This is a genomic window from Nocardia sp. CA-107356 (assembly GCF_050946365.1).
Taxonomy (GTDB): domain Bacteria; phylum Actinomycetota; class Actinomycetes; order Mycobacteriales; family Mycobacteriaceae; genus Nocardia.
Genome location: NZ_CP191992.1, coordinates 8,320,284 through 8,344,766, shown reverse-complemented (window position 1 = coordinate 8,344,766; position 24,483 = coordinate 8,320,284). Strand labels below are relative to the sequence as shown.

Below are 24,483 nucleotides of genomic sequence, written 5' to 3'. Positions count from 1 at the left end.
GCGGCCCTGGACGAGGAAGGACGCGCCAGTCGTGACGCAGAGCCTGGGCAACGTTTTCGACGAGCTTTCTTGGCGAGGGCTGATCGCATTGTCCACCGATGAGCAGGACCTACGCGCCGCGTTGTCGGCGGGCCCGGTGACGTATTACTGCGGGTTCGATCCGACTGCGCCGAGCCTGCACATGGGAAACCTCGTCCAGCTTCTCACGATGCGACGGCTTCAGGACTTCGGCCACAAGCCGCTGGCGCTTGTCGGCGGAGCGACAGGACTCATTGGGGACCCGCGGATGTCAGGTGAGCGGGTACTCAACGACCCTGCCACTGTGGCCGACTGGCTGGAGCGGATCCGGTCACAGGTTGAACGGTTCCTGTCCTTCGAGGGCGAGAATGCTGCACGGGTAGTCAACAACCTCGACTGGTCGGCGCCGATGTCGGCGATCGATTTCCTCCGCGATGTCGGCAAGCACTTCCGGCTGAGCCGAATGCTGTCCAAGGAGGCGGTGTCGGCGCGGCTCAACAGCGAGGTTGGTATCAGCTTCACCGAGTTCAGCTACCAACTCCTTCAGGGCATGGATTTCTACGAGCTCTACCGGCGATACGGCTGCACACTGCAGACCGGTGGGTCCGACCAATGGGGCAACTTGACCGCAGGCGCGGACCTGACCCACCGTGTCGAGGGGGTCAGTCTGCATGCCCTGGCCACACCGCTCATCACGAAGGCCGACGGTACGAAGTTCGGTAAGACGGAGGGCGGCGCTATCTGGCTCGACCCAGAGATGACCTCGCCGTATGCCTTCTACCAGTTCTGGCTCAACGCCGAAGACGCGAAGGTCACCGACTACCTGAAGATCTTCACCTTCCGGGAACGGGAGGAAATAGATGCCCTCGATGCGGTCACCCGCGAACGCCCTGCGGAGCGGGTAGCGCAGCGCGCTCTGGCTGAGGATGTCACCTCGCTCGTTCACGGCAAGGAGGCGATGGTCCGGGTCCGAGAGGCCAGCCAGGCGCTGTTCGGCCGCGGCGATCTCGCCGCCCTCGACGCATCGACGCTGCGGGAGGCTGTCCAGGAACTACCGTCAGCGGCTGTTCTACGTGGCGAGCACGACATCGCCGAGTTGCTCGCCACGACCGGTCTGGTGGCAAGCAGATCGGCCGGTCGGCGCACGATCGCCGAGGGCGGGGCGTACGTGAACAACACAAAGGTCAGTAGCGAGGATGCGACCGTCGACGTCGCTGATCTGCTGCACGGCCGGTGGATACTTCTGCGCCGCGGTCGGCGTTCGCTGGCCGTCGTCGAGGCCGTCTGAGCGTCAAACCGGCTGGGGTGCGACTGGTCTGCCGGGCGCGCTCCAGCCGCGACCAGCCGTGAGGGTGCGCTTATGGGGGTGAGATCGGCATGTTGGTCCTCGACCTTGACGGCACTGTGTACCCGCAGGACAGTGTCCTGACCGAAATAATCGACACTCGGACTGCGGCGTTCTTCCTGGAACGGGCAGGGTTGGATACGCGGGAATTGACTGCTCTGGAAGTGGAGCGCCCGTCTGTCCTGGATGCGCTCGATCACCTTGGCCTGTCTCGATTCGACTGGGCCCGAACGGTTTACGCTGACCTGCCCTACACCGAGATCCTCCGGCCCGACCTCCGGCTTCGGGCTGCCCTGGTTCGAGTCCAGGTCCCCCGGGTTGTCGTGACGCTGGCCCCGGCGACTCACGCGCGGAGGGTGCTGGCTGCTCTCGGGATCACCGAGCTGGTCGATGATCTTCACTCGGTCTTCGACAGCGCAGACGTCGTCAAGGATCGTGTGTACGCGAAACTGGTTGCTAGCCAAGGTGAGGCGGCCAATATCTTCGTGATCGGGGACAACCCTCGGCTGGACCTGGCACCGGCGGCCGAGTACGGGTGCCGCTGCGTGTTGGTGGGACAGACGCGGAGACCCCGGCAGTACCCGACGTACATCACCCTGATGGACGCGTTAGCGTCCCTCAGTGCCGGAATATGAAGCGGGCCTGCCTTTTCCGATCTGCTAGGCGACCCGTCCTGACGTGCACACACTGCATACTCTCCCGCGATGATGTCTGCGCGCTGGCGATACCGGCTCGATAGCAGTCACAGCGGGAGCTGAATGACTCAGTGGCCCTGCGCATTCCGGTGCTCGGTGTCCGAGCTCGATCCCAACGTTATCGGAACCATATGGACCGAGACCCATGCCCGAAGCCGAAACCGTGTCCGTAGCAATGTATCCGGATCGGACGACCGCGATTCGGAAACAGCCGAGGGGTTCTCGCTCAGCGTCGGACGTCGCTAACTTTGAAGTTTCCGGCTGATGCCGCTGAGCAGGCTAGTAGTGATGGAGGGGCCGACGATGCGCGAATTCTTTCAGGACCCGGATAGTGACGATCTGACTGAGCTGCAGCGGAACCTGCGCACTCTGCACGATCTCGTCAGCGGCTTCATCGATCCAGAGGAGCCCCGCATACGGCGGCTGGGTGATGAGTCCTTTGGAGAGATCCTCGAACGGGAGTCGCTTCCGGGACCATCGAGCACACCCACAGCGGTCTTGGAGAGTTTGGCCCCTTACTTTCAGGGGATGGTTCGGTGGAACCATCCGGGCACGATGATCAACGTGACACCGCCGCCGACGTATGCGTCGGTGGCGGCGGCAGCGTATACGTCATTGCTTAACGCCAATGGCGCTCAGGATATGTCCAGCGGATTGCTGCTGGGCGCCGAGCTCGCGGTGGTCAAGATGGTGTCGCAGCTGGCCGGGCTCGACCTCGAAAAGTCTGGCGGTGTCTTCACTTTCGGGGGCAAGAGCACCAATGTTCATGCGGTCAAACATGGTATCCAGCGCGCTGTGCCGAATGCTCGCCGGGAAGGTATCCCTACCCCGATCCGGGTGCTGTCGTCCACACAGGGGCATCCGTGCCACGAGGAGGTGTGCGGGTGGCTGGGCATCGGCGAAACCAGCTGCTTGCGGGTGCCCACGCTACCGGACGGGTCGATGGACCTCGGTGCCCTCGACGAGGCGTTGCGCGCGACGGTGCGGTCCGGGAAACAGGTGGCCACCATCTTCGCCAACGGCGGCACGACAATTCAGATGGTTGTCGATCCGATCGGCGAAATCGTGGCCCTTCGAGACGCTGTGGTCGAAGACCTCGGGCTCGACTACGTCCCCTGTGTCCACGTGGACTCTGTGGTGGGCTGGGTGTGGCTCTTCTTCCGCGACTATAACGCCGAGGCCAACCCGTGGGGATTCCCGGCGCGGGTACTGGACAAGATCCGTCGACAGGCTGCCCGTATCACCGAGATTCGGTTGGCCGACTCGTTCGGCGTGGATTTCCACAAGACCGGTTTCGCGTCGTACTCTGCCAGCCTCTTCATGGCCGCCGACCGCACTGAGATCTACCAGCAGGGCGGGATCACCCATGCCGACCATCCGATCGGCGGCGGAGGCCGCAAAGGGCTGCCCTACGAGGATCTTCGCTTCGGCCATCACTCCCCGTTCCAATACACATTCGAGCTGAGCCGATCTTTGACCGGCCCCGTCGAGGCGTACGTCAACCTCAAATTGCTCGGCGTCGAGGGCTACCAACAACTGATCGGCGGGCTGATCGTGGCATCGCAACGCTTCGGGGAAGAGTTGGTTTCCCTCCAACGCTTCGAGGTGCTCAGTGCCACCGACAGCCAAGGTTTCGCCGTCCTGTTCATCGCCAAGCCGAATTCGGACACACCATCGGTGTTCGACCAGAGCTGGGACCGGTCGAGCCTGGAGGCGCTGGCAACGTTCAACTACAAGTTCTACCGCTACCTCTTCGAACAACAGAGCCAAGGACGCTGCCCGATCATCTGTGACTACTCCTCGGGCTACCACAAGCTGGTCGGCGGCGCACGCATCGGCGTCCACAAGTCCTACCCCATGTCACCGTTCTACGACGAGAAAACAGCAGTCGGGTTTGCCAGGCAATTGGGCGGCCTACTCGAGGAGTTCGACGCGAGAGCCCCCGACGCCCCCTTCGCCGATGGGCCGCACGAAGCCCGGCCGATGATCTTCCGACCGGGCACGCTGACGTGAATAGCCTCAAGAGCGTCAGTCTGGACGACGCACGTCTCGAGTCGCTCCTGCGCTGCTACTCCACATTCCGGGACAGTGACCGCAGCCGGATACTCACGGCGGTCGTAAAGAATTACCGGCGCAGCATCGGCGCTGACAACCCGGTGTGGGCAGAGCGCTGGGAGCGTGCGCTGCACAAACTCACCGACGGCAGGCTCACCCTCACCCAAGTCGTCGTCTTGGCGACCGATCTCAGCGGCGAAAGCACTCCGATCATGGAGTTGCGGCGCGACTCACCAACACTTCTGGCCGATCTCGGCGCAGTCGTATCGACCCTGCCCTTATCGGCCAAGCCCCAATTGAGCCTCGCAGTAGCGCTACACAACCTGGGTCTGCCGCCTCTGCTGACGTATGCGTTCAACGACTGGCAGGTCGAGGCGAGTTCCCCGCTGGAGTTGGGGCGACGGCTCGGTGAACTCGCGGTGATGGGCCTGTACCGCCTCGCGGAGACACACGCCACGACCTGCGCAGCTGGCCCTGTGCTGGCGTCCGGCGCGATCGCCGATGTCGTTCGATCATCCGGCGATCGTGTTACGAAGTTGCCCCGGAACTATGCGGCACGTGCCGTGCTGCTCCCCGAGGAATATGAGAACTTCGGTCGGCTCGCGCGCGCGGGGCTCGGTGACAGGATCCCCGGCGGGGCCAGCTTTGATGCTGGAACGGCGTCATTGAGCCGCGACTATGTCGAGGGCCCGGACGGAGAGGCTGTCCTCCGTAGCGAACAGGAACTTTCACCCAGTCAGCGCGCCGACCTCGGCAAGATATACGACAGGCTTCAGGAGACCATGACAAACACCGGGCTGGTGCTTGACCTGCACCCGGGTAACTTCATCTGGGACAAGGGAATCCAACGCTGGATCCTTGTCGATCTCGGCCCCATACCCGTCATCGGGTCGGCGGAATACACCGGGAGTTCCTTCGACGACTACTACCGGCACACCTGGCTCAACAGGCGATGGCGCGAACAAACCGAGCCGATCCGGTCCCTCGACTACAACGTCGAGCGGACCCCCGAGTCGGGCGGTGGAATCGAGCCGGTAGGCGGAACCGCGACCCAGGCTGTGGGACGCGCGTGACATCGACCGCGTTTTACCTGCTCAAGCCGGACGCTCTTACCTGCGGGACGGTTGCCCAGCGTGCACGCGAGCTGGCCCCGAACCTACACGTCGTTGCCGAACAGGACGTTGTCATCACATCGCAGCAAGTTTCCGCGCTCTGGGCCGACAACCGGTCCGAGTTGTACCCCATCGCATCGGCATTCCTCAAGCTCTACCTCGTCGGGCAAACCTCAAGACTCGTCACCGTGCACGGCGAAACAGCGCTGGAAGACGTTATCGGGCTCAAGCAGCAGTTGCGGCGCGAGTACGGGCGAGGCGCCTTTGCCAATGTGGTTCACGCGCCGTCGGACCCGCGGGAGAACGAAGACCACGCCGCAGTCCTTGAAGGGCGCAGTCGGCCACCCCGGTCGGGACCGGTCTATCCGCCGGCATCCTCGCGCGTGGTGTCTCTTGGTCAGGATGAAATCTTTCATGTGGTCTCGGCGATCTGGAAGCAGGCCCACGAGTTCGGCTGGCCCTCGCTCGCAGCACCGCCTTCGAACGCTCCCGCCGCGGTATGGCTGATCGCCGACCACGTGCATTCGATCGATTCGGCCGTGTCCGCGCTATGGGAAGGCCTGCCACAGCTCAGCTTGCACACGGCGGTGGCACTGGTGTGCGAGGTGGAACGCACGGGTCGCACACCCGTGCTGTCGGGGACGCCCGCAGTTGTGGCGCATGCCGCGCGACGACTGCGCGCGCTGGGACTCCAGATCGAAACGGGCCCCAGCACCGCTGGTTAGCTGAAAGCCGGTGCGGCAGTGCGATTCATGCGGCATGCACGTACGCGCTCAGTGTCTGCCGCATGTCCTTGGCAACGCGCGAGTCCGGGAAGTGCTTGGCCAACAGACTCTCAAGCTGATTCAGACGCTTGCGGACCCAGGAGAAGTGAGCCGAGATCGGTTTCTCCAGAACAGGAGCGACAGCGGCCAGGCTGCTGTCGAGGTCGCCGAGCCGGGCGCTGGCCGACGCCAGATAAATCTGGGTCAACATTTCGTCGCCAGGAGAGTGCTGCACCTGCCACGCCGCGATGGCCTCGGTGGACGCGGTAACCGACTTTCGGAGGATCTTTGGCTCGTCAGCCCACATGAGGGAAAAACCGTGGTAATAAATCTGCTTCGCTGGGCTGAAGCTGAACAGGCCAGGTACTTCGTCGGCACCGCACTTGTCCCGTGCGCGGTCTGCCTGTTCGAGCAATTCGAGTGCCGTTTGGGAATCGCCGAGGTTCGCGACCGACGCAGCGAGGCCGCACAGTAGGCGAGGCTCAGCAGTCCCGGTTGACGCGTTGGTGTAGTTCAGCCCGTCGATCGCGGCGTCTCGGGCCTGTTCGAAGTCCTTCGTGAACCTGAACGCGAGGGCTTGTGTGCCCTTTGCCCATGCCCGCAGTTGATCGTGATCAGCCCGGTCGCCGAGCTGAAATGCGGCTTGGGCGTGGATACGTGCGGTGTCGGCCTGACCGAGATCCAGTGTCAGATACGCGAGTACTCCACAAACTCGTCCGAGGGCGACGTACAGGTCACGGATGTCGTCGGGCCGATGCGCTCCTTCTTTCAAGCGGCGCATCAACTCTGCCCGGATATCAACGGCGCGTTTCAATGTCTTCTCGTAGGGCTCGAACCGAGCGTTCGTAGCCACATGAATGACGCCGTCGTGGATCTGGTCGAGTTGCACTCCGTCCGGGCTTGTCAACAACGCTTCGGAGTCCCGGCGTGTGGCGTCCAGGATCCGCATCGTGTCGGCGAGCCGGGCATTTTCGCGTTGGTCGGTGTCCCATGCTGCCACGAGCGTGCCGTTGGCGTTCAGTGCGAGATCAGCTTGTTCGACCCATCCGCGGTCTTTGGGCCATCTCCGGCCAGTCTCGATATTGGCCAGCCAGGAGTGGCTGCAGTAGAGGACCGCGGCGAGTTCCCGCAGGCTGTAACCACGCCTCTGCCGTAGTTGCCCGAGCAGTTGTCCGGTTCGTTCAGCGTTCATCCCGAGCAATCGTGCCGTCTCCGAGGTCACTGGCCGTCGCCCCCGTGTTTTCAGTTTCTGCTCGTGGATATGGAAAACAGCGTAGCGGTTCCATGGGTTCACTGGTGGTGGTGATCTGAAGTTACGTCCCGCCCCGGGCAACCAGCGGTCGACTCGACTCGGGTGCAGGAGACAGAGGCGGGCAGTGTGTCGCGACGAGGCGGCGCTGCCCGCGCGGTTACCCTGTCCGGCTCGAAACGACCAGGGCAGCACGAGTAACAACGGAGTGGCAGAAAGCGTGAGAGTACCAGCAAAATTCACTGACAAAAAGGACGGGCTACTGGCAACGGACAGGAGGAGGGCCTTCAGCCCTCCGACCACCCGACACACATTAATCCCATGTGAGGCCTCAGGGCGGACTTCATGCACCGAGGCCGCGACCTGCCCGTTCCTGTTGTCTCGCAACGCTTTCACGGCGGATTTCGCCAGGTACCCCATATCCTTGAGCCGGACCCGGTTTACCTGGGCCGAGCGAGTGCTTATGACTTGCCAAGCCCCAACTTCGCAGTCGGACGCGAAGTTGAGACGAAGTCGGCCGCGAGATTACGAAGCCCGCCGTGAGAACCTACACGTCACGCTGCTGTGGCTTCGAGCTGATCGAATTCGCCCTTCTGGATCCCGTCGCGAAATGCATGCCATTCAGTAGGTGTGTACGTGAGCGCATATGCGGCGAGGCGCAAGGATACGTTGCCGTTGGCGGCGTAATCGATTGTTGGAAGATCCTCACCACCGGCCTCGCCGCCGTCCAAGACAACGTTCAGGAAGTGACGCCAGCGGTTTGCGGGGATACTAATAGTCGGCTGGTCGGCTGCCCGGTCTCGGTTGCTCGGGTCGCGCAGGAATTTGCTGTCACGGACCAGGACTACCCGGCCCGCATGGGCAACTTCGACACAGCTCGAGGATGAACTGGACAAGGTCGCTTTTACCCAGTTGAGGCGTGAGGTGGTGCTGACGTCCATGTCGATGATGTTACTCACCTGCTGTTCTGTCCCTATCTACGAGTTCGTTGAGGAGGTGGAGAGAGTCTTCGCGGCTGAGTGATTCCTGCTGGAGATGCCCGAAGACGATGGTCAAGTTGCGGACCCGCTGCTGGTCCTCGACGAGTTCGTCGTGTGTGGGCACCTCGCTCCATGCGAGGGTAGGCAGCCGCGGCCGAGGGAAATCGAGAATGTGGAAGGTCGAGCAGCCACGGATCGCGCCTGTGTAGCTGGTGAAGGGCAGGACGCGGAAGTTGATGGTTTCCCAATGGGCTTCGATGACGGTGATCAGGTGATGCAGCTGGTTCAGCAGGACCTCTGGGCCTCCGGTTTGCTGTCGCAGCGAGGCCTCGCTTACGACGACGTTCAGGCGGAGCGGGTCATCACCAGTGAGGCGCTTCTGCCGCTCCATCCGGGCGTCGATACGCTGCTGAACCTCGATCTGGCGAATGAACGCGGTGTCGCCTGTAATCAGCGTGCGCGCATACTCTTCGGTCTGAAGCAGACCGGGAATGAGCAGGCTCTCGACGGTGCTGATCTCCTCGGCTCCGTACTCCATGCCGAACAGGCGTAGCTGTTGCTCGCTGAACAGTCCTTCGTACTCCGACCACCATCCACGCTCGCCGGCCAACCGGCGTACCTCGATCAGGTCGAGCTGATCCTCTTCGGTGAACCCGAGGAACTGAAGAAGTTGAGTCAGCTTCTCCTCGGAGAGGATTCGCTGGTCACGCTCAACTTTCGGCCAGTAGGTCGCGGCGAACTTCAGCTCTTTCGCGATCTGCGGTCCGGTGATGCCCAGCTCGTCACGCCGCTTGCGCGTCCGATAGGAGAGTTCCCACCGCGCAACAGCAGGTGATTGAGGTGCCATCGCAGCAGTCTCCTCCCGAGTCGTATCAAGCAGTCAACACCCTAACATCCATTCGGAATGACAGCTGTCATGCTCACGGCTATAACTAGGTCTTGAACAGCTTGACGGCATAGTGTTGTAGCTCTAATCTCAGCTGTGTCGCTCATCACTTGATGAAGGTCAGCGACCAAAGCAACCAGGGGTGATGGTCATGCAGCTCATTTCCGACGGTTCTTCCACGTCAAGCCTGATTGAGCCTGGCGATCCGGATGGCCTTGCAGAGACGCCTGCATGCGGTGCAGCCACTGGACCCGAACTGGCTATCGAGTACCTCAGTGAGGGCAGGTGGTCGGTCCGGCGCGGTGATCAGCGGGAGAGTCGGGCCGTGTGATGGCGATCGCAGTTGGAGCCGGGCGTCGAACGTCAGCGAAACGTCAGCGCAACGCGATCAAGCGACAGTTCCGGACACGCGGTCGCGCACCGATTCTGAGGTCCATGGAAACCACCCTGATGCCCCGATGGGGGTGGGTTCCTGGCTCGGGCCCGTCGCGGTGTCGATGCGTGAGGCCGCATTTCTACTCGCTCTGCCATTCGACTTCCGCAGCTGCCGACAGCGCCAGTTGCGGGGGAGTGTCTGGTGAAGAAACGGAGGTTGCCGCGGTGGCTACAGCAGTGATGCATGTCTATGTCCGAGATGACCTGGCGGAGCCTGGGTGGCGTGATCGTGTCGAAAAATTCATCAAGGGGCAGTCGTTCGCTCTGGGCACCATCATCCATGCCTCGGGAGATGCGGATTCCGATGACGCTGAGGCGCCCGAATCTGCTGCGAGACGTTTGTTTGACGAGATGCTGCGCACCGACAGCTATCACGCCGTGACCCCATCGCGAGCGCACCTGCGTGACATTCCATTTGCTCTGCAACTGCGATTCACGCGGGCGGAGATGTGGTTCTGGACTGTCCCTGATGACTGGGGGCAGCGATGACGACGGTGGAACTGGTGCGGGGTGAACGAGTCGCCGCGACTGCGGCTGTCGAGATGGTGCTGCCGACGAAGTCGGAGTTGACGCGGGCTGCTTGGGGCCTGTCGGTCGAGGCTAAGGGCGGGCCCGCAGCGGGAGTAATCGTGCGGCTGTCGCATGCGCTGGCGGAACTTCACGCATGGGATCTGGGGTTCCGTGCCGAGCTCGGAACCCGGCCGGCCGGACAGTTCGATCGCAACTACAGTGCCCTGCTCGACAGGGTTGCTGAAGTGTTGATGCGCAATCTGCCTGATCTGCCGGAGAAGGACCTGAGAGGTGTAGCCGATCGGATCGGCCGAATCACGCGCCTGTCGGCACAAGCCAACCGGCTTGGCCGCAGCATCCGCCGTCCGGCGCAAGCGAATCAATCGCATCCCGACTGCTACGTGGATCTGTTGGATTATCACCAGATTTGGACGCGGCTGGCCCAATGGATCGACCACTACGACGACGACGTGTCGGCCCTCGCCGCGCGGGCACCCTGGCGCGCACCGGCCGCCGACGAGGCTTCTGTCGAGGAGCCCAACGCACATACCCCAGTCCACGATCCGGTAGCGATCACGCCACCTGTGGATAGCCCCCGTCGAACTCGACCCCGCCAACGCGGACCGGATCACCCCATCACCCTCGGCACCGCAAACACCCGCGCCGACGCACCCCCAGGGAGTGAATGAATGATGTTGCGCTCCAGACGCAAACCCACCCCCGAGTCAGCGCCGGTCCTGCTCGGCTACATCGACACCGCCTCCATCTCGGCCGGAAAGACAGCGATCGATGTCGGTGCGCCGATGCGTGCCCGCGCCGCCGAGTACGGATACACCTGGGGCGGAACCTATCTCGACCACCACACCCACGGTGAAACCGTCGCCGCACTCACCCGCGCCGCCGCAGCCAACCCAGCCGTGGTCGCGGTGATCGTCCCCGACGACACCCACCTCCCCGACGGCCAACACACCATCATCACCACCAGCACACGCCGGATCCGCGTCCTGACCACCCACACCCTCAACGACACCCTCGGTCACCGGGCACTCCCCGCCACCGGGAAGGGCGGGCGTGATGACTGAGGACACCGCATACGCCAGCTCTAACCACAGCTGGTCGAACCTCGGGGACTTGTCATGACCGGGCGGCGCGTGCGGGCCTATGGGATTGTGAGCTTGGACCGGTCCGGGCCGCAGGCCGCGGCCGATGTGCAGGCCATCCGCGAGGTTGCCCGCTTCGCGCGGCTTGATCTGCGTGCGGTGTCGGTGATGTATTCGGCGGACCTGAGTGTGCTGCTCGCTAGTTTCGCGGCGTCCGGAATCGGTGTGGTGATCGTGCCGAGTGTGCTGCACCTGACCGGTTGGCTCGACGCGGTGCGCCGCGACTGCGAGGTGTGGACTCTGTCGCCGCCTGGCTATTGGCCCCGCGTCCACGCTTCGGGGCGACCGGGTGAGTTCATCGCCAGCTCGGGGCTGTGCTGATGAATCCACTCCAGCCCATCCGGCACATCCACATCGCGGTCCGCTCGCATAGGACCTCCCTGGCAGTGCCGACCAAATCATTAGTGTCGCTGCTGAACTGGGCGCGACCGCGTACTTGGTCACCGTCGACGACGATGTGCGACCGGCACTCCCGCACTGCCGTGCGGCGGGGGGCTGGGAATACCCCCGACCAGCTCGTCGAGTCGCCATCCACCTGCCGCACTCACACCACGACGTGATGCCGCGCGGACTGCGTGACTGGTGAATGCCCCGGTTGAATTCGAAAGGACAATTCAGTGACCACAGCAACGGTTTTCACCCCTGAGACCACCAATGCCGAAGCCCCGGCCGCCGAACGCGCGATGATCGACGAGCGTCGGCGGGTGTATCGGGATCAGTTCGGGTTCAACACTTTCCGTGATCCGCGCACTGATGCGATCACGATGGTCGCTGGGTCGGTGTCGGCGGTGATAACACCAAGCAGTCTCGGCGCGCGGGTCAGAGCCTTGTTCGGCTCCGGGACGGTGCCGGTGTTCTCGGTCGGGCATCGTCTGTGGGTGTTTTTGGCCGAGGGCCCGACACCGATGGACAACACCGCTCAGCTGACGGCTGATTTGTTCAAATGTGGTGCGGTGCCGTTGGTCTCGGGTGCGCTGATTGTGCTGCCGACCCCGGGTAACGATAAGCGGTGCTGGATGCACGTGCCCGACGGCGCTGCCCGGCCGCCGTTCGCCGCGGTGGTCGAGGCGGTCCACACCGCTTCAACTGAGGTGGGTTCGCAGTGAGCGCCGTCGACCCGAGCATGTCGCGGCGGTCGCTGAGTGACCAACTGGCCCCGTTCTGGGTGGAATGGCTCGCGTACAAGACCGACGCCTTGGACCGGTTCGTCACCCATGACGTGCCGCAGTTGCCGTCGGACCGCTACTCCGAGACCGGCATCCGTGTCGCCGAGCAGGCTCTGCTCGCCCGCTTCACCGCTCTGGAAACCGCCGATCCCGACGATTCGCTGCTCACGCGGTTCGGCTGCTACCTCGGTGAGACCTTGACCGAGGCACTCGACGGGTATTGGTTCAACGACCCGTTCCCGGATCCCCGCCTCCCACGGCCGACCGTGCGGTTCCTTTACACCGATGTCCGGCTGTGTGTCCGGGAGCAGGTTGTCCTGGCCCTGCATTACCGATCTGGCACCTACTGGTCGCAGATCTACCGCGCGTTGTCGGGCCTTTGCGTGACGTGGTGGGAATCCGGGCACAGCCGCCGCTGAACCACACCACGCGATACCGCACCGCCCAGGCTTGCGGGCGCGCCCCGAACAGTCACTTACCACCAAGGAGTTGGAGAAGGTCATGGCCGAGGGAGCCATCAAATGGTTCGACAGGAAACGCGGGTTCGGATTCATCGTGCGCCCCGGCGAGGTGGACATGTTCGTGCATTGCTCCGGGCTGGCGAACCCCGACTCCTCTCTCCTCGCTGACGGAGTGTGGGTCACCTACGACATCGTTGCGGGCCCCAAAGGACCCGAAGCGATCAACGTTCGCCCCGTGCCGAGCAACCGGCATGCAAGGCCCAGGGCCGCGCGCTACCAACCCATCCGGGACCGAGACTGACCAGCTCCGGCCGGGTACGAGCCCGACCCGATGACCACGGATCCAAGCCTCCAACCCTGCCCGCACCAGGAGACACCACGGAGATGACCGACCCCACCACACACACTCCCGAGAGCGCGATTGGTCCCGCGCCGCTGCCGCATGTGACCGGACTTCGCTTGTCTCGCAAGCAAAGCCAGCAGCGGACCCGGCAGCGTGTTCTCGATGCCGCCACCGTCTTGTTCCTCACCGATGGCTACCCAGCGACGTCGATCGAGGCGATCGGCGAACGCACTGGATACACCTACGGGGCGGTGTTAGGTCACTTCCGGACCAAGGACGCACTCGCGGTCGCCGTGCTCGAACAGGTATATCGCCGTGCCCACGCTCGCGTGCACCGGTATCAGGTCCGCGACCACGATCACGTCCTGACCACCGTTACGACCTGGATGCACATCGCGATCACACATCCCGGCTGGATACGCCTCGAACACGCCCTCGACGCAGCCGGTGAATATCGCGACACGCAAAGACGGTTGTGCAATATCCACAGCACTGCAACGACTTTCATCGCCAATGCTTTCCACGAAACCGGTATGGAGCCCGACGTCTCCCCGGCAACCGCCGCCACGATGCTGCTGTCGATCGTGATCGGGCACGCCGCCATCGACTTCGACGAGGCCACCACCTCGGCGGGTCTGCGTCTGCTGGTGGACCACGTTCTTGCTCCCGCCGACCCACAGGCCTCGACGAGTGCGGACACCGCACCGGCCACCGCAGTCGGCTGCGACACCGTGACCGAGTTCGCCGCCAGCGACGGGCCGTGCGATCGCCGGGTCCACACGTGACGGGGTGTGGTTGACCGCCCTCCGGATCCGGTCGGGGGCGAGAGCGGTTGCCAGAGCATCAGGATTCGACACTTGATGAAGGGGAGAACACACCCGATGGACGTGGGAGTTTCGGTGGACGTGCCGGATGTGCTGGTCGTCGACGATGGGCATTTGCGAGCGAATTGGCCGTATCTGCGGGCCCGGTTGCGGGCCGGGCTGGTCAACCACGACCTGACTGTCGTGTTCGCCAGTCTCGGTGCGGGCCAGCGGATCCGGGATCTGTACGGGATCGGGGCAGTGCCCGCGTTGGTCGTGATCGATGTCGAGCCCGACGCCGAGGACATCGCGGCACTGACCAAGCTGGAAGTGGTGGCGGGGGTGACCGGCGGCGGCAAGCTCGCCGTCGCCGACCGACTCGCGGAGCGGGGCATCGTGTTCGTGGATGGATCACGCGGTCGCGCCCGGTCACAGGCGGAAATGGCGATCGGGCTGATGATCAACGCCCTGCGTCAGATCTGTACCTGGCACAACATCATTGCCGCCGCCGGGCCGTGGCCGCGCCCGAGCTGGCAGTTCACCGACCACCCGAGCTTCGTTAACGGCACGGTGTGCGGCAAGCAGGTCGCTGTGATCGGGATGGACCTGGTGGGTCGCGCGGTGATCGGCTTGTGTGTGGGGATGGGGGCACGGGTGTGGGCGGTGGACCCGGGCGTCGAGGAGACAGATTTCCAGGAGGTGGGGGCGCGGCGCATTCAGCTCGATGAGGTTGCCTCGGTCGCCGATATCGTTGTCGTCGCGGGAAATTCGAGCACACCTCCGTTGACTGGCGAGATGGTCGCGCGGTTGGCCAGCAGAACGCTGGTGGTGACGGTGCGCGGCGGCGGGATCGACCTTGTGGCGTTGCGCGCCCGTGTGCTGGCCGATGAACTTTTCTGGGCGACTGATGTCTACGAGTCGGTGCCCGTCGCGGCCGGTGATCCGATCCTGGGTCGTGGCAACGTCATTCACACACCAGGCATCGCCGCCTGCACGCGGGAGGCGAACCTCGCCGTGGCCGACATCCTGACCGCCAACATCGACCGTGTCCTGCGTGGAGGTCCACCACTGCGATGGGATTGTGTCCCGGCCGTCACTGTCGAGGACACATCGGGTGAACCCGCTGGAGGTCCTGCGGCAGATGAGCTGATCAACAGGATCGGGGCTGCGGGAGTACATCCATGGTCGAGATGACGAAATCGAATATGTTGCGGCCCGGCAAACCGTTCGGTGATCCGGGAGCGAGGAGGGGCAGCCGCCGGATGGTGGCCTCGATGGCGGTGACCGATATCGGCATCGGTTTGGTGTATGTGCGCTTCGACGCCGATCACCCGCTCGACCTCAACGACGGGCGTGGCTTCGTCTTCGACTACGAGTTGCTGGACTCCTCCGCTTACACCCCCGAGGTCTTCGGGGGGGTCATCGACGACCGCCTATTCGAGATCGACCTGCACGCTGAGGTCATCACCGGCCACGACATGCTTTCCGGCCTGGCGAAACTCAGTCACGACATCACCGACCCGGAGGCTCTGTCCAGCATCGATAGCTGGATCCAGATGTGGCCCGAGCGCGAGAACGTCAACGCCTGCGGTGACCTCGAACGCATCATGGTCGACACCGCTTACGATCTCACCGTTTCTCATGTCGATCTTGTCCAGACCTGTCGGCAATTGTGGGTGCACAGCTGGTATCTGGATCCTGATCGCCATACCCAACGGTTCCCGATCACCACGGCTCTGGCATCGGCGGTCCTGGCCGGGCGCGAGATGGGTTGGTGCAGTTGGAACATGCTCGATCTGGATCCGCTGGTGACCGAATCCATTCGACGCCTCGATGCGTGAGGCGGTGTGCATGAGAGCCGCAATCACGGGGGATCGGCACATCGTCGAGGCAGGAAACGACACAGCCGAGGACATAGTCCCGCGGCATCACAGTGACGGAACTTCCGCCGAGCTGGTGAGGGTCGGTTGCCGAGTGGCGCATGCCCAAGAGTGCAAGCACCGAACCGCGGCTGGTCCACCGGTCGGGCCCGGTGCGCGAGCCGTGTGCAAGTCACTCGCTGATCGCGACATCTGGTGGACGCCAGCAGAATCCGGAAAGCCGCGTAGCGGCCCATGCTGATGGGGGAGAGCTGAGGATGAACAAAAGATGTTGTCGCTCGTGTAGCGGATCGCTTACTGCGGGGCACGTGGGCGATTTGTGTGCGAAGTGTGCATCGGTGGCGGGGTTCAAGCGGTTGATCCCACCGGGATTCTTCGACTCGCCATCTATGCGTAAGGCATTGGCGCAACAGGATTTCGGGAGTGTTTTCGGCGCGGTAAGGACAGAAACCGGGTTGAGCCAGGGCCAGTTGGCGCAGCTGGTGGGGTTGAGCCAGGGCCGGGTCTCGGAGATCGAGAACAAGGGCCACAAGGTCACTGGGCTTTCTCTCGGTGCCCGGATCTCCATGGCGCTGGGGATCCCTGCGAGCACGATGGGGTTCTGGAGCGAGCCGGGTAGCCTTGTCGATGAGGAGGTGAGTTGGGTGTACCGACGTGACTTCCTCTCTCTGGCGACGGCCACCGCGCTGGGCTCGAATCTGCACCCGGAACTCGATCGGCTCGGCAGCGCGCTTCCCGCGCGAGTGAAATCCTCACCGCGCACACTGATCGGCGCCAACGACATCGAAGCGATCGAGGAAGTCGCCGACTTCTTTCGCCGCCAAGGGCTGGCCCGTGGCAGCGGCTTGTATCGTGATGCTGCCCTGGCGCAGCTGCATGAGGTTCGCTCCTATGAGCACGTCGAGTGCAGCGCGGTATTGCGACCCTGGTTGTGGGTGGCTACGGCGGAGCTGGCGTGGGTGACCGGCTGGCTGGCTTACGACGTGGAAGATCATGATGCCGCGCGCCGGCTGTGGTCGTATGCTCTGTGGGCCGCAGGTCAGGGCGCCGATCACCCACGTAGTACCGATTTGTCGGTGGCGATCCTGCTGGATTTGGCACACCAAGCGCTGCATCTGTGGCGGCCGTTGTGGACGGCCCCGACTCGTGCGGAAAGTGACCACCAGCAGCAGATGCTCGACGACGCATTGCGGTGCGCGCAGACCGCGGCCGCGACCGCGAGTAGCCGCCGCCATCCGGTCTCTACGGTCACCGAAGCGTATATCGCGTCGGTGACGGCGTGGTGCTGGGCGGCCCGTGGTGACGCCGCCGCGGTGCACCGGTTGATCCAGCAATCCCAAGACCTCTACGCGAAGGTGGATCGAAGCAGCCTTGCCCCGTGGGCGGCGTTCATCACTCCCGCCGAAATCTCCGCCCAGCACGGGCATTCGTATTACCTACTCTCCACCCATGATCGCGATCACGCCCCGCAAGCGGTGCAACTGCTCAGCGCCGCCGTGGAAGGCCACGCCCTTGCGCACGCCCGCAGCAAGGCCGTTGCTCTGCCGACCCTGGCTGGGGCGTGCCTGCAGGCCGGTGACCACGACGGCGCCGCTGCCTACTGTGACACCGCGATCGAACAGATCGGTGGCTTGACCTCGCGACGCTGCTACACCCGGCTGGGCGATTTGAATCGGATCGCGGCCCAATACGACCGCGACTCCCTGGTCACCGATATGCGATCTCACATCACCGACACCCTCGAGGCGAAGTGATCGACAGCGGTCTGCCGGGCCACGACGCTCTGGAAGCGGTGTGCGCGGAATTCGGTGTTTCCGGCGTCGAGGATGCGGTGATGCTGCATCACCGATCGAACGCGGTGTGGCTGGTCGGTTCTGTCGTAGTGCGGTTGGCGCCCGCTACCGAGCTGCGGCGTCGACGCGCTGCCGCGGCCGTCGCGGTGACTCGATGGCTGTCGAATGCAGACGATCCGATCGCGCTGACGCCGCTGCCGGGGCCACAACTGGTCGTCGCCGGTGGGGCGGTGGCCACTTTCTGGCCGTACCGGCCTACGCAGGGATCCGCCGATCCGGCCGCTCTCGGCGCGCTGGTGCGGCGACTGCACGCGGTCGGTGATCCGCCGCAGTCCGCCCCGATACCGGAATACCGGCCGCTAGTGCGCCTGGGTGAGGCACTCGACATCGACGAGCGCCGGACACGACCAGCGCTGTCTAACGCTGACCGCGTGTGGCTGCGGAGCCGGGCCGAGGAACTGGTCGCTGAGTTCGCAGACACGCAGTGGCCGTTGGGAATCGGGCTGATCCACGCCGACGCACATTCTGGTAACGCGGTCCGCGACCAGGCCGGTTGGGTGTTGATCGACTGGGACGGAACCAGTATCGGCCCCCGGGAGCTGGACCTGATCGGTACGGTTCCCGACCATTTCCACGAACCCGACTGCCATCGGCAGCAATTCGCCGCCGCCTACGGCTACGACATGCTCACCTGGCCGGGCTGGGTCCTGCTGCGCGACATCGTCGAACTGCACTCGATCGGCTCCTATATCCGTCTAGCACCGGACAAACCAGCCGCCGCGAACGAACTCCACCACCGCGTCCAATCCCTACGCAGCGGCGACCGATCCGTGCTCTGGCACCCAGTGCACTGAGCCCGCCACCGTGATCGGGTGCAGACGAGTATCCGGCCCCATGATCAAAGTACGGAAATTTCCTCTCCGTCCAATGGTGTTTTCGCACAAGGTTTTTCGGCACCTGGCCAGGCGAGATATTCGAAGTTTCTGAAATGCGATCCCTGGCAGGGATATCCCTGCCAGGGATTGGATGCCCCCCTCGTGCGCGCGAGCCTGATACAGGCATCCGGCACCGGATTCGCTTCGGTCACAACGTCGTGAACCACCCGCCGTCCGGGACGTGGCGGACGACGAGGCGCGGTGTCCGGATGCTGTCGGGCTACCTGGGAGGCGCGCATGACCACGGTCGTGGACAAAGAGCTGTGGATCGTCGGACACGCCAACTGCGCAGCCCCCGGCGACATTCGGTTCGGGTCGATCAATGAAGCCCGTTTCATCCGCGCCACCCACTCCGGGCACGGTCCGCAGTGCCGCCAGTACCTCGCCGCCGCCGCGTACAGCGGCGGGGTAAACGCCCAAGACGACTGGGACGACTAGCTGGTCCTCACGACCCATCGGCGTGCAGTCGCTGTCAGGGGCGCCTGCACCCAGAGATGTGCCGGGACCGCATGTACGCCTCGTGCCAAAGTCCGTGCCCCACAGTGAAAGGCCGAACATCAGTGACCACTGGGCAACCAGCTTTTCCGCCACCGCCGGTGTGCTCTTCGGGCTTGCCGGTGTCGCTATTCGGGCCAGAATTCAGGGCGGACCCCCATCGTGCGTACCGGGAAATGCGGCAACGTTTCGGGTCTCTGGTCCCGGTGGACATCGGGGTACCAGCCACCCTGGTCACCGAATATCGCGATGCACTGGAGATCCTCACCCACGAGGAGCGGTATCCGACCGATCCGACGGCCTGGGCGCAGCAGGTGCCTCCCGACTGCCCTGCCCTGCCGATCTTGGGCCCACGGCCGGACGCCCTGCACAGCTCGGGAGCGACACGCTCGAGGTACCGGCTCGCCATCAGCGAAACCCTCGCCAGCATCGACCAATTCGCTCTAGGGGACACAGTCGAACGTGTGGCGGTGACGCTGATCAACGGCTTCTGTGGAGGGGATTCGGCGGATCTGCTGGGCCAGTTCGCGCGACCGCTGGTTGTCGAAGTGGTTCATGAGGTGCTGGGTCTATCGCCGGAGGCGGGGCGGCACGCAGTGAACGCGATCATGACGCTGCGAGCCACCGATCCGGCGTCGGTGACGCAGGGCAACCGCATGCTTGAGGAGGCGATGAGCGACACCGTCGCGGTAAAGCGGGCCGCTCCAGGTATGGATGTGACGTCGTGGCTGCTGAAGCATCGGTCCGGGCTGTCGGTCGATGAGGTCATTCACCAGTTGGCGATGCTGTACCGGTTCACCGAGCCGACGTGGAACCTGATCGCCAATGCTGTGCTGCGGGCGATGACCGATGAGCCGTTCGGCGGCGACGCTGTTGGTGGCGCACTGTCGCCGCAGGAAGCGATCGAGGAAGTGCTCTACAGCGATCCGCCGCTGGCGATCGCGTTCGCGCGCTTCCCACGGCAGATGCAGATCCTCGACAGCGGCACGGTGCACGAGCACGAACCGGTACTGGTCGGCGTGGCGGCGTGCAACAGCGATCCCGCTGCGATGAATGTGACACGCACGGAGATCCGCGGCAACCGCGCGCACCTGTCTTTCGGTGCGGGAGCCCAAAAGTGCCCGGCAGACGAGTTGGCGACGCTGATCGCGCGCGAGGCCCTCGCTCAGCTTTGGGACGCGTTGCCCGATATCGAGCTGGCTGTGCCCGTCGAGAGCCTAGAGCGGGTGGCGAACCCCTTCCTCAGCGCCGTGGTCGCGCTACCGGTCAGGTTCCGCCCCTCCCCTCAGCTCGAGCTTCCATAGGAGACCCCTGCCGTGATGCAGAACTTCCCTGCGGCTGCTGCTGCTCCTGCGCGGGCAGCTTCGACACCGATCGAACAGGTCGGTCCCCGAATCCTGCTGCACACACCCGAGTTCGCGAACGACCCGCACGCCGCCTACCAGGACATGCGGAACAAGAAGTACGGGTCGCTGGTCCCGGTCGAACTCGCACCAGACGTGCCCGCGACACTGGTGATCAAGTACTACACTGCGGTGAGGATTCTCACCGATCCCGAGCACTTTCCCGCCGACCCCCGCGCCTGGCAGGACACCATTCCCGCCGACAGTCCGGTTAAGCCGATGTTGGAGTGGCGGCCCAACGCGTTGCGTAGCGCGGGCCTCGCGCATGCTCTCTATCGCGGTGCCAACACCGCTGGACTCGACGGCGTCGAGCCGCACCGCCTGCGCGATCAGGTGATTGCCACCACCATTCCGTTGATCAATAAGTTCTGTCGCGCCGGAGAAGCCGATGTCATCGTCGACTACGTGCGGCCACTGGCCTTCTCGGTGATGAACACGATGCTGGGCTGCACCGATGACACCGGAAACGATGTCGCCTGGGCGCTGGGGAGGATGTTCGACTCCACCACCGACACCGACAAAGTCAACCAGGTACTTGTCCAATCGCTGGGCGGTCATATCGCGGACAAGCGGGCCAATCCTGGTGACGACATCACCACGCGGCTGCTCGCCCATGACTCCGGGTTGTCCGACGAGGAACTCATCAACCAGCTGGTCACCCTCTACGCTGCGGGGATCGAGCCGATGGTGAATCTGATCGCCAACACGGTGCTACTCATGGTGACCGAGGACCGGTTCCTCACTAGCCGCGAGTCGTACGGCACCCCGATCGCGGACGCGCTCACCGAGATCTTGGTGAAAGACCCGCCGATAACCAACCTCTGCCTCAGTTACCCGCCGCAACCCATCAAGGTCGACGGCATCTGGCTCCCGGCAAATCAGCCTGTCGTGATCAGCATGGCCGCCTGCAACAACGATCCCACCGTCAACACAGGCCAGTTCTTCGAGGCCGAATGGCATCTGTCCTGGGGCGCCGGCCCACACGCGTGTCACCGATCGGCGCGAGTTCTGGCACGCATGATCGCCCACACCGCCATCGAACGACTGCTCGACGCGCTACCCGACCTGGTACCGGCCCGCCCGAAAAAGCAACTCGTGTGGCGTCCCGGACCGTTCCATCGCGCACTGGACGCATTCCCGGTCGTGTTCAATCCAGCTCCGCCACTGCACATCTAAGGACAACGCGATGACCACCGACATACTGCGCCCGCCAGCCCTGCACCGCGACGGCACACCGGTCCCGCACCGATTCCTCGACACCTACCACCGGCAGTTCATCGAACACCACCGTGTCACCGGAAGGCTGAACCAAGAGCAGCTGCAGGCTCTCGATGACGACCCACACTTCTATCTGGAGTTCTTCGCCCAGCAGCTGGCCACCGCGCGCCGGTCGTGGAATCCCGAGCAGGCGGTGGTGTTGACGCTGACGCTGTGCGACGTCATCGACACCCCCATCGCGCGGTTCGACCACCGGTGGTGGCCCCACCCAGGTCAAACCATGGCGACCATGGTCCGCACCGGCGCCATGGTGGCGCACCACAACGAACGCTGGTGCGCCGACTGGAACGTACTGGCTCGGGTGTGCGAATCCTGGCGTCCGGAAGAGGCTTTCGCCGTCCTCGGCGCCATCACCCGCCACCGCGTAGTCGCCCGCGACGGCGTCTCAGCCCTCGAAGCCGTCGGTCTCTTGCCCTGATCACACAGACCGGCCGCCAAGACGTTTCGACCTACCGATGACATTTCCCGGACCCGAACGCACACGAAAGGCATCGCAACCCAACATGATTCGGCGGCACGCCGCGCGGCTACAGCCGTCGGCGGGTCGCCTGGCGAGAAGGCGAGTTCCACATGACCATCGATCTCACCACCACCACCCGCGCGCACGTCGGCAGCGAACCTGTCGAGGCGTTGCGGACCGCGTTGTTCGGCCCAGACATCGTGCAGCGGGCATGGGTCCGCGACGCGGTAAGCGCAGTGGAGGACCTGCCGGTGTCGGGCCTGACCTATAACGAGCACGCAGCACGCGGGCCGGTCAAGCTGCGGTCGGCGATCGAGAAGCTCGGCGTACCCGTGCGAGACCTCGCTGCCGACCCCCAGCTGCGGGGTGTGTTCTGCGATGAGTCCGCCGTTAGCGCGACCCACGTGCTGCCTCTTCTGACCGGGGACATCGACCTGGTGGCACAAGCGATTCTGACACTGGGGACCGGCACCCCGTATCAACAGCAATGCTTGGCCGATCTCGACACCGGTGCCGCGGTAGGGGTGTTTTCTTCGACCGAACTCGGCGGCACCAACGGCGCCGACCACCGCAACCGGGCGATCTGGGATCCCGCGACCCAAGGGTGCTGGATGCGCACCACCGACCTTCTCGCGGCGTACTCGCTGCCGAATCTCGCCGACCCCGACGTGCCGAACATCGTCGTGGCCATCGCCCGCCTCTACGTACACGGCCACGATGAGGGCGTCTTCGCTTTCCTGGTACGCCTGCGGACCGCAGACGGCTTGGCCGAGGGGGTGGATGTCGAGCCGTTGCCGGACAAGGACTTTTCGCCGATGGCTCACGCGATCTTCCGGTTCCGCAATTGTTGGGTACCGAAAGATGCACTGCTCGCTGGGGATTGGGCTCGCTTCACCGAGGACGGTCGATTCGAATGCGATATCGCTGACCGGCGCGAACGCTTCCATCGCACGATTATCCCGCTGGGGGATGGTCGTCTCGATTTGGCGAACGCTTCGGTGGCCAGCGCTCGCGCCGCCCTGCACGGCGTACACAATTTCGCCGGGCAACGCCGACCAGGATCGGGCACGGTGATGGCCGACCGTGACGCGGTACAAGACAATCTCGCCACCGGGCTGGCCGCCATGTACTGCGCGAGCATCCTGGGCCGCCATCTGCGCGACATGCGCGCGGCGACCACCAACAGCGACCCTGCGATGGGACTGTGGTCGATGCTCGCCAAGACCACGATGACCCAGCTGGCTGAGCGGGTGCTGCTGATGTGCCGTATGCGCACCGCCTCGCACGGCGCGACCGTGCTGAGCCGTCTGGGCGCGTGGCACGGGAACATTTTCGGGGCCATGGTCGCGGAGGGGGAGACACAAGTCCTGCAGATCAAAGCAGGAAAGGCACTATTAGGCGGCGCAACGCCACAGCTGGCGGGCACGCCGGACGATCTGCCTTGGCCGGTCGAACTGCTCGTCCAGCGGGAGCGGGCCATCGCTGAGGGGCTGCGCCGCGGAGATCTCACGGCGGCAGGGCCGGTCGTGGGCCCAGGCACGGCGGCCATCGCACTGACGGTCGCCGCCGGGGACCGGGCGACTGCTATCGCCCCGATCATCGCCGCATCCGGCACCACCAAGCCCCTCGCGAAACATCTTCTCGTCACCGTCGGTGAGACCTTCGCGCTCGGCCTCATCTACTACCTGCACAGCGGCTGGTACAACACCCACCCGGTCGAGGGCTGGGGCGAGCACAGCGCATCGATCGAGACCGAACTTGCCACGCGCCAGCACATCCTCATCGACCACATACCGGACCTATGCGCCGCCCTCGACGTCCCCGACCTCCCCGGCTCACCGCTGAGCGGCGACAACTACCTCGCACCCTACGAGCAGCTCACCGGCTGGACCCCCGACAGCTTCATTACCGCCACCACACCATGACCCGCGGTCAGCCGGTCCTGGTCGCCGCGCTGGTGGTTGATCGATGCGGCTGTGAACAACGGCGCTTGCAGCCGTATCGGAAGGAAATAGAACGCGCCCACGTGGACTCTGTGACAACGCACGCCGCCATTGATGATCCTGCTCAGCCTCAGTTTCTGGGCCGCACACAGCCTTCACCACCTCACACGGCCGCGCAACTACCAAACACGTTGCAGGAGAAGGGAAATTCATGTCCAGCGTGGAACTCATCCCCGGTTGCTTCTCGCCGACACCATGTTCGAACTCGCGGCCGCGGGCGTCGCCGAGCATGCACGAACCCGGCACCATGAGCC

The 24,483-nt window shown here is 64.1% G+C and carries 25 protein-coding genes; 22 read left to right on the top strand and 3 right to left on the bottom strand.

The features are described 5' to 3' along the window. The first annotated feature begins 31 nt into the window (after positions 1–31). From tyrS to ACQP1G_RS37695, 5 genes are all read left to right on the top strand, one after another. Positions 32–1,306: a tyrosine--tRNA ligase gene (gene tyrS / locus ACQP1G_RS37715; protein ID WP_433194448.1), complete on the top strand. Its 1,275-nt coding sequence runs from the start codon at positions 32–34 to the stop codon at positions 1,304–1,306. Positions 1,307–1,395: 89 nt separating this feature from the next. Then, positions 1,396–1,998, top strand: a complete 603-nt coding sequence (locus tag ACQP1G_RS37710) for an HAD family hydrolase (protein ID WP_433194447.1) — start codon at positions 1,396–1,398, stop codon at positions 1,996–1,998. A 363-nt stretch (positions 1,999–2,361) separates the two neighbouring features. Beyond that, positions 2,362–4,071: a pyridoxal phosphate-dependent decarboxylase family protein gene (locus ACQP1G_RS37705; RefSeq protein WP_433194446.1), complete on the top strand. Its 1,710-nt coding sequence runs from the start codon at positions 2,362–2,364 to the stop codon at positions 4,069–4,071. Beyond that, positions 4,068–5,186, top strand: coding sequence for a hypothetical protein (locus tag ACQP1G_RS37700; RefSeq protein ID WP_433194445.1), 1,119 nt, complete (start codon positions 4,068–4,070; stop codon positions 5,184–5,186). The genes ACQP1G_RS37705 and ACQP1G_RS37700 overlap by 4 nt, the downstream gene beginning before the upstream one ends. Continuing rightward, the gene (locus ACQP1G_RS37695; protein ID WP_433194444.1) at positions 5,183–5,950 is read left to right on the top strand and encodes a hypothetical protein; all 768 of its coding nucleotides are present in this window, start codon (positions 5,183–5,185) and stop codon (positions 5,948–5,950) included. The genes ACQP1G_RS37700 and ACQP1G_RS37695 overlap by 4 nt, the downstream gene beginning before the upstream one ends. A 25-nt stretch (positions 5,951–5,975) precedes the next feature. Here ACQP1G_RS37695 and ACQP1G_RS37690 read toward each other — a convergent pair whose 3' ends face one another. From ACQP1G_RS37690 to ACQP1G_RS37680, 3 genes are all read right to left on the bottom strand, one after another. Beyond that, entirely contained in the window at positions 5,976–7,283 is a 1,308-nt protein-coding gene (locus ACQP1G_RS37690) for a helix-turn-helix domain-containing protein (RefSeq protein WP_433194443.1), read from the bottom strand. Positions 7,284–7,792: 509 nt separating this feature from the next. Continuing rightward, positions 7,793–8,179: a DUF397 domain-containing protein gene (locus ACQP1G_RS37685; RefSeq protein WP_433194442.1), complete on the bottom strand. Its 387-nt coding sequence runs from the start codon at positions 8,177–8,179 to the stop codon at positions 7,793–7,795. Between the two features lie 10 nt (positions 8,180–8,189). Then, positions 8,190–9,065 carry a Scr1 family TA system antitoxin-like transcriptional regulator gene (locus ACQP1G_RS37680; protein WP_433194441.1) on the bottom strand — a complete coding sequence of 292 codons (876 nt, stop codon included), beginning with the start codon at positions 9,063–9,065 and terminating at the stop codon, positions 8,190–8,192. A gap of 639 nt (positions 9,066–9,704) precedes the next feature. Here ACQP1G_RS37680 and ACQP1G_RS37675 point away from each other — a divergent pair. From ACQP1G_RS37675 to ACQP1G_RS37595, 17 genes are all read left to right on the top strand, one after another. Continuing rightward, positions 9,705–10,028 (top strand): hypothetical protein, encoded by a 324-nt coding sequence (locus ACQP1G_RS37675; RefSeq protein WP_433194440.1) that lies wholly within the window; start codon positions 9,705–9,707, stop codon positions 10,026–10,028. A 140-nt stretch (positions 10,029–10,168) separates the two neighbouring features. Further along, positions 10,169–10,738 carry a hypothetical protein gene (locus tag ACQP1G_RS37670; RefSeq protein ID WP_433194439.1) on the top strand — a complete coding sequence of 190 codons (570 nt, stop codon included), beginning with the start codon at positions 10,169–10,171 and terminating at the stop codon, positions 10,736–10,738. After that, a complete protein-coding gene (locus ACQP1G_RS37665) occupies positions 10,739–11,131 on the top strand; it encodes a hypothetical protein (protein ID WP_433194438.1) in 393 nt (130 codons plus the stop codon). It abuts the gene before it with no gap. A gap of 54 nt (positions 11,132–11,185) precedes the next feature. Then, positions 11,186–11,530, top strand: a complete 345-nt coding sequence (locus ACQP1G_RS37660) for a hypothetical protein (protein WP_433194437.1) — start codon at positions 11,186–11,188, stop codon at positions 11,528–11,530. 296 nt (positions 11,531–11,826) lie between these two features. Continuing rightward, complete coding sequence (locus ACQP1G_RS37655) at positions 11,827–12,315, top strand: hypothetical protein (RefSeq protein WP_433194436.1); 489 nt, start codon at positions 11,827–11,829, stop codon at positions 12,313–12,315. Further along, positions 12,312–12,794 (top strand): hypothetical protein, encoded by a 483-nt coding sequence (locus tag ACQP1G_RS37650; RefSeq protein WP_433194435.1) that lies wholly within the window; start codon positions 12,312–12,314, stop codon positions 12,792–12,794. Before ACQP1G_RS37655 ends, ACQP1G_RS37650 begins: the two co-directional genes overlap by 4 nt. A gap of 70 nt (positions 12,795–12,864) precedes the next feature. Beyond that, on the top strand, positions 12,865–13,137 hold the full coding sequence (locus tag ACQP1G_RS37645; protein ID WP_433194434.1) for a cold-shock protein: 273 nt from the start codon (positions 12,865–12,867) through the stop codon (positions 13,135–13,137). Between the two features lie 83 nt (positions 13,138–13,220). Further along, entirely contained in the window at positions 13,221–13,964 is a 744-nt protein-coding gene (locus tag ACQP1G_RS37640) for a TetR/AcrR family transcriptional regulator (protein ID WP_433194433.1), read from the top strand. Positions 13,965–14,060: 96 nt separating this feature from the next. Further along, positions 14,061–15,176 carry an NAD(P)-dependent oxidoreductase gene (locus ACQP1G_RS37635; protein WP_433194432.1) on the top strand — a complete coding sequence of 372 codons (1,116 nt, stop codon included), beginning with the start codon at positions 14,061–14,063 and terminating at the stop codon, positions 15,174–15,176. Further along, positions 15,164–15,823: a hypothetical protein gene (locus tag ACQP1G_RS37630; protein WP_433194431.1), complete on the top strand. Its 660-nt coding sequence runs from the start codon at positions 15,164–15,166 to the stop codon at positions 15,821–15,823. The genes ACQP1G_RS37635 and ACQP1G_RS37630 overlap by 13 nt, the downstream gene beginning before the upstream one ends. Positions 15,824–16,200: 377 nt before the next feature. Next, positions 16,201–17,616 (top strand): helix-turn-helix domain-containing protein, encoded by a 1,416-nt coding sequence (locus tag ACQP1G_RS37625; RefSeq protein ID WP_433194430.1) that lies wholly within the window; start codon positions 16,201–16,203, stop codon positions 17,614–17,616. Continuing rightward, positions 17,613–18,509, top strand: a complete 897-nt coding sequence (locus ACQP1G_RS37620) for a phosphotransferase family protein (RefSeq protein WP_433194429.1) — start codon at positions 17,613–17,615, stop codon at positions 18,507–18,509. The genes ACQP1G_RS37625 and ACQP1G_RS37620 overlap by 4 nt, the downstream gene beginning before the upstream one ends. A 318-nt stretch (positions 18,510–18,827) precedes the next feature. Continuing rightward, positions 18,828–19,028 carry a hypothetical protein gene (locus ACQP1G_RS37615; protein ID WP_433194428.1) on the top strand — a complete coding sequence of 67 codons (201 nt, stop codon included), beginning with the start codon at positions 18,828–18,830 and terminating at the stop codon, positions 19,026–19,028. A 521-nt stretch (positions 19,029–19,549) separates the two neighbouring features. Then, positions 19,550–20,389: a hypothetical protein gene (locus tag ACQP1G_RS37610; RefSeq protein ID WP_433194427.1), complete on the top strand. Its 840-nt coding sequence runs from the start codon at positions 19,550–19,552 to the stop codon at positions 20,387–20,389. Between the two features lie 15 nt (positions 20,390–20,404). Next, the gene (locus tag ACQP1G_RS37605) at positions 20,405–21,664 is read left to right on the top strand and encodes a cytochrome P450 (RefSeq protein ID WP_433209155.1); all 1,260 of its coding nucleotides are present in this window, start codon (positions 20,405–20,407) and stop codon (positions 21,662–21,664) included. Positions 21,665–21,674: 10 nt separating this feature from the next. Then, positions 21,675–22,184 carry a hypothetical protein gene (locus ACQP1G_RS37600; protein WP_433194426.1) on the top strand — a complete coding sequence of 170 codons (510 nt, stop codon included), beginning with the start codon at positions 21,675–21,677 and terminating at the stop codon, positions 22,182–22,184. Between the two features lie 152 nt (positions 22,185–22,336). Then, positions 22,337–24,151: a hypothetical protein gene (locus tag ACQP1G_RS37595; RefSeq protein WP_433194425.1), complete on the top strand. Its 1,815-nt coding sequence runs from the start codon at positions 22,337–22,339 to the stop codon at positions 24,149–24,151. Positions 24,152–24,483: the final 332 nt, after the last annotated feature.

Excerpts from the sequence above, each read along its gene's own strand:
- ACQP1G_RS37665 (WP_433194438.1), top strand. The coding sequence starts at position 10,739 with ATGATGTTGCGCTCCAGACGCAAACCCACCCCCGAGTCAGCGCCGGTC.
- ACQP1G_RS37630 (WP_433194431.1), top strand. The coding sequence starts at position 15,164 with ATGGTCGAGATGACGAAATCGAATATGTTGCGGCCCGGCAAACCGTTC.
- ACQP1G_RS37660 (WP_433194437.1), top strand. The coding sequence starts at position 11,186 with ATGACCGGGCGGCGCGTGCGGGCCTATGGGATTGTGAGCTTGGACCGG.
- ACQP1G_RS37595 (WP_433194425.1), top strand. The coding sequence starts at position 22,337 with ATGACCATCGATCTCACCACCACCACCCGCGCGCACGTCGGCAGCGAA.
- ACQP1G_RS37635 (WP_433194432.1), top strand. The coding sequence starts at position 14,061 with ATGGACGTGGGAGTTTCGGTGGACGTGCCGGATGTGCTGGTCGTCGAC.
- ACQP1G_RS37705 (WP_433194446.1), top strand. The coding sequence starts at position 2,362 with ATGCGCGAATTCTTTCAGGACCCGGATAGTGACGATCTGACTGAGCTG.
- ACQP1G_RS37685 (WP_433194442.1), bottom strand. The coding sequence starts at position 8,179 with ATGGACGTCAGCACCACCTCACGCCTCAACTGGGTAAAAGCGACCTTG.
- ACQP1G_RS37640 (WP_433194433.1), top strand. The coding sequence starts at position 13,221 with ATGACCGACCCCACCACACACACTCCCGAGAGCGCGATTGGTCCCGCG.
- ACQP1G_RS37680 (WP_433194441.1), bottom strand. The coding sequence starts at position 9,065 with ATGGCACCTCAATCACCTGCTGTTGCGCGGTGGGAACTCTCCTATCGG.
- ACQP1G_RS37710 (WP_433194447.1), top strand. The coding sequence starts at position 1,396 with ATGTTGGTCCTCGACCTTGACGGCACTGTGTACCCGCAGGACAGTGTC.
- ACQP1G_RS37600 (WP_433194426.1), top strand. The coding sequence starts at position 21,675 with ATGACCACCGACATACTGCGCCCGCCAGCCCTGCACCGCGACGGCACA.
- ACQP1G_RS37615 (WP_433194428.1), top strand. The coding sequence starts at position 18,828 with ATGACCACGGTCGTGGACAAAGAGCTGTGGATCGTCGGACACGCCAAC.
- ACQP1G_RS37605 (WP_433209155.1), top strand. The coding sequence starts at position 20,405 with ATGCAGAACTTCCCTGCGGCTGCTGCTGCTCCTGCGCGGGCAGCTTCG.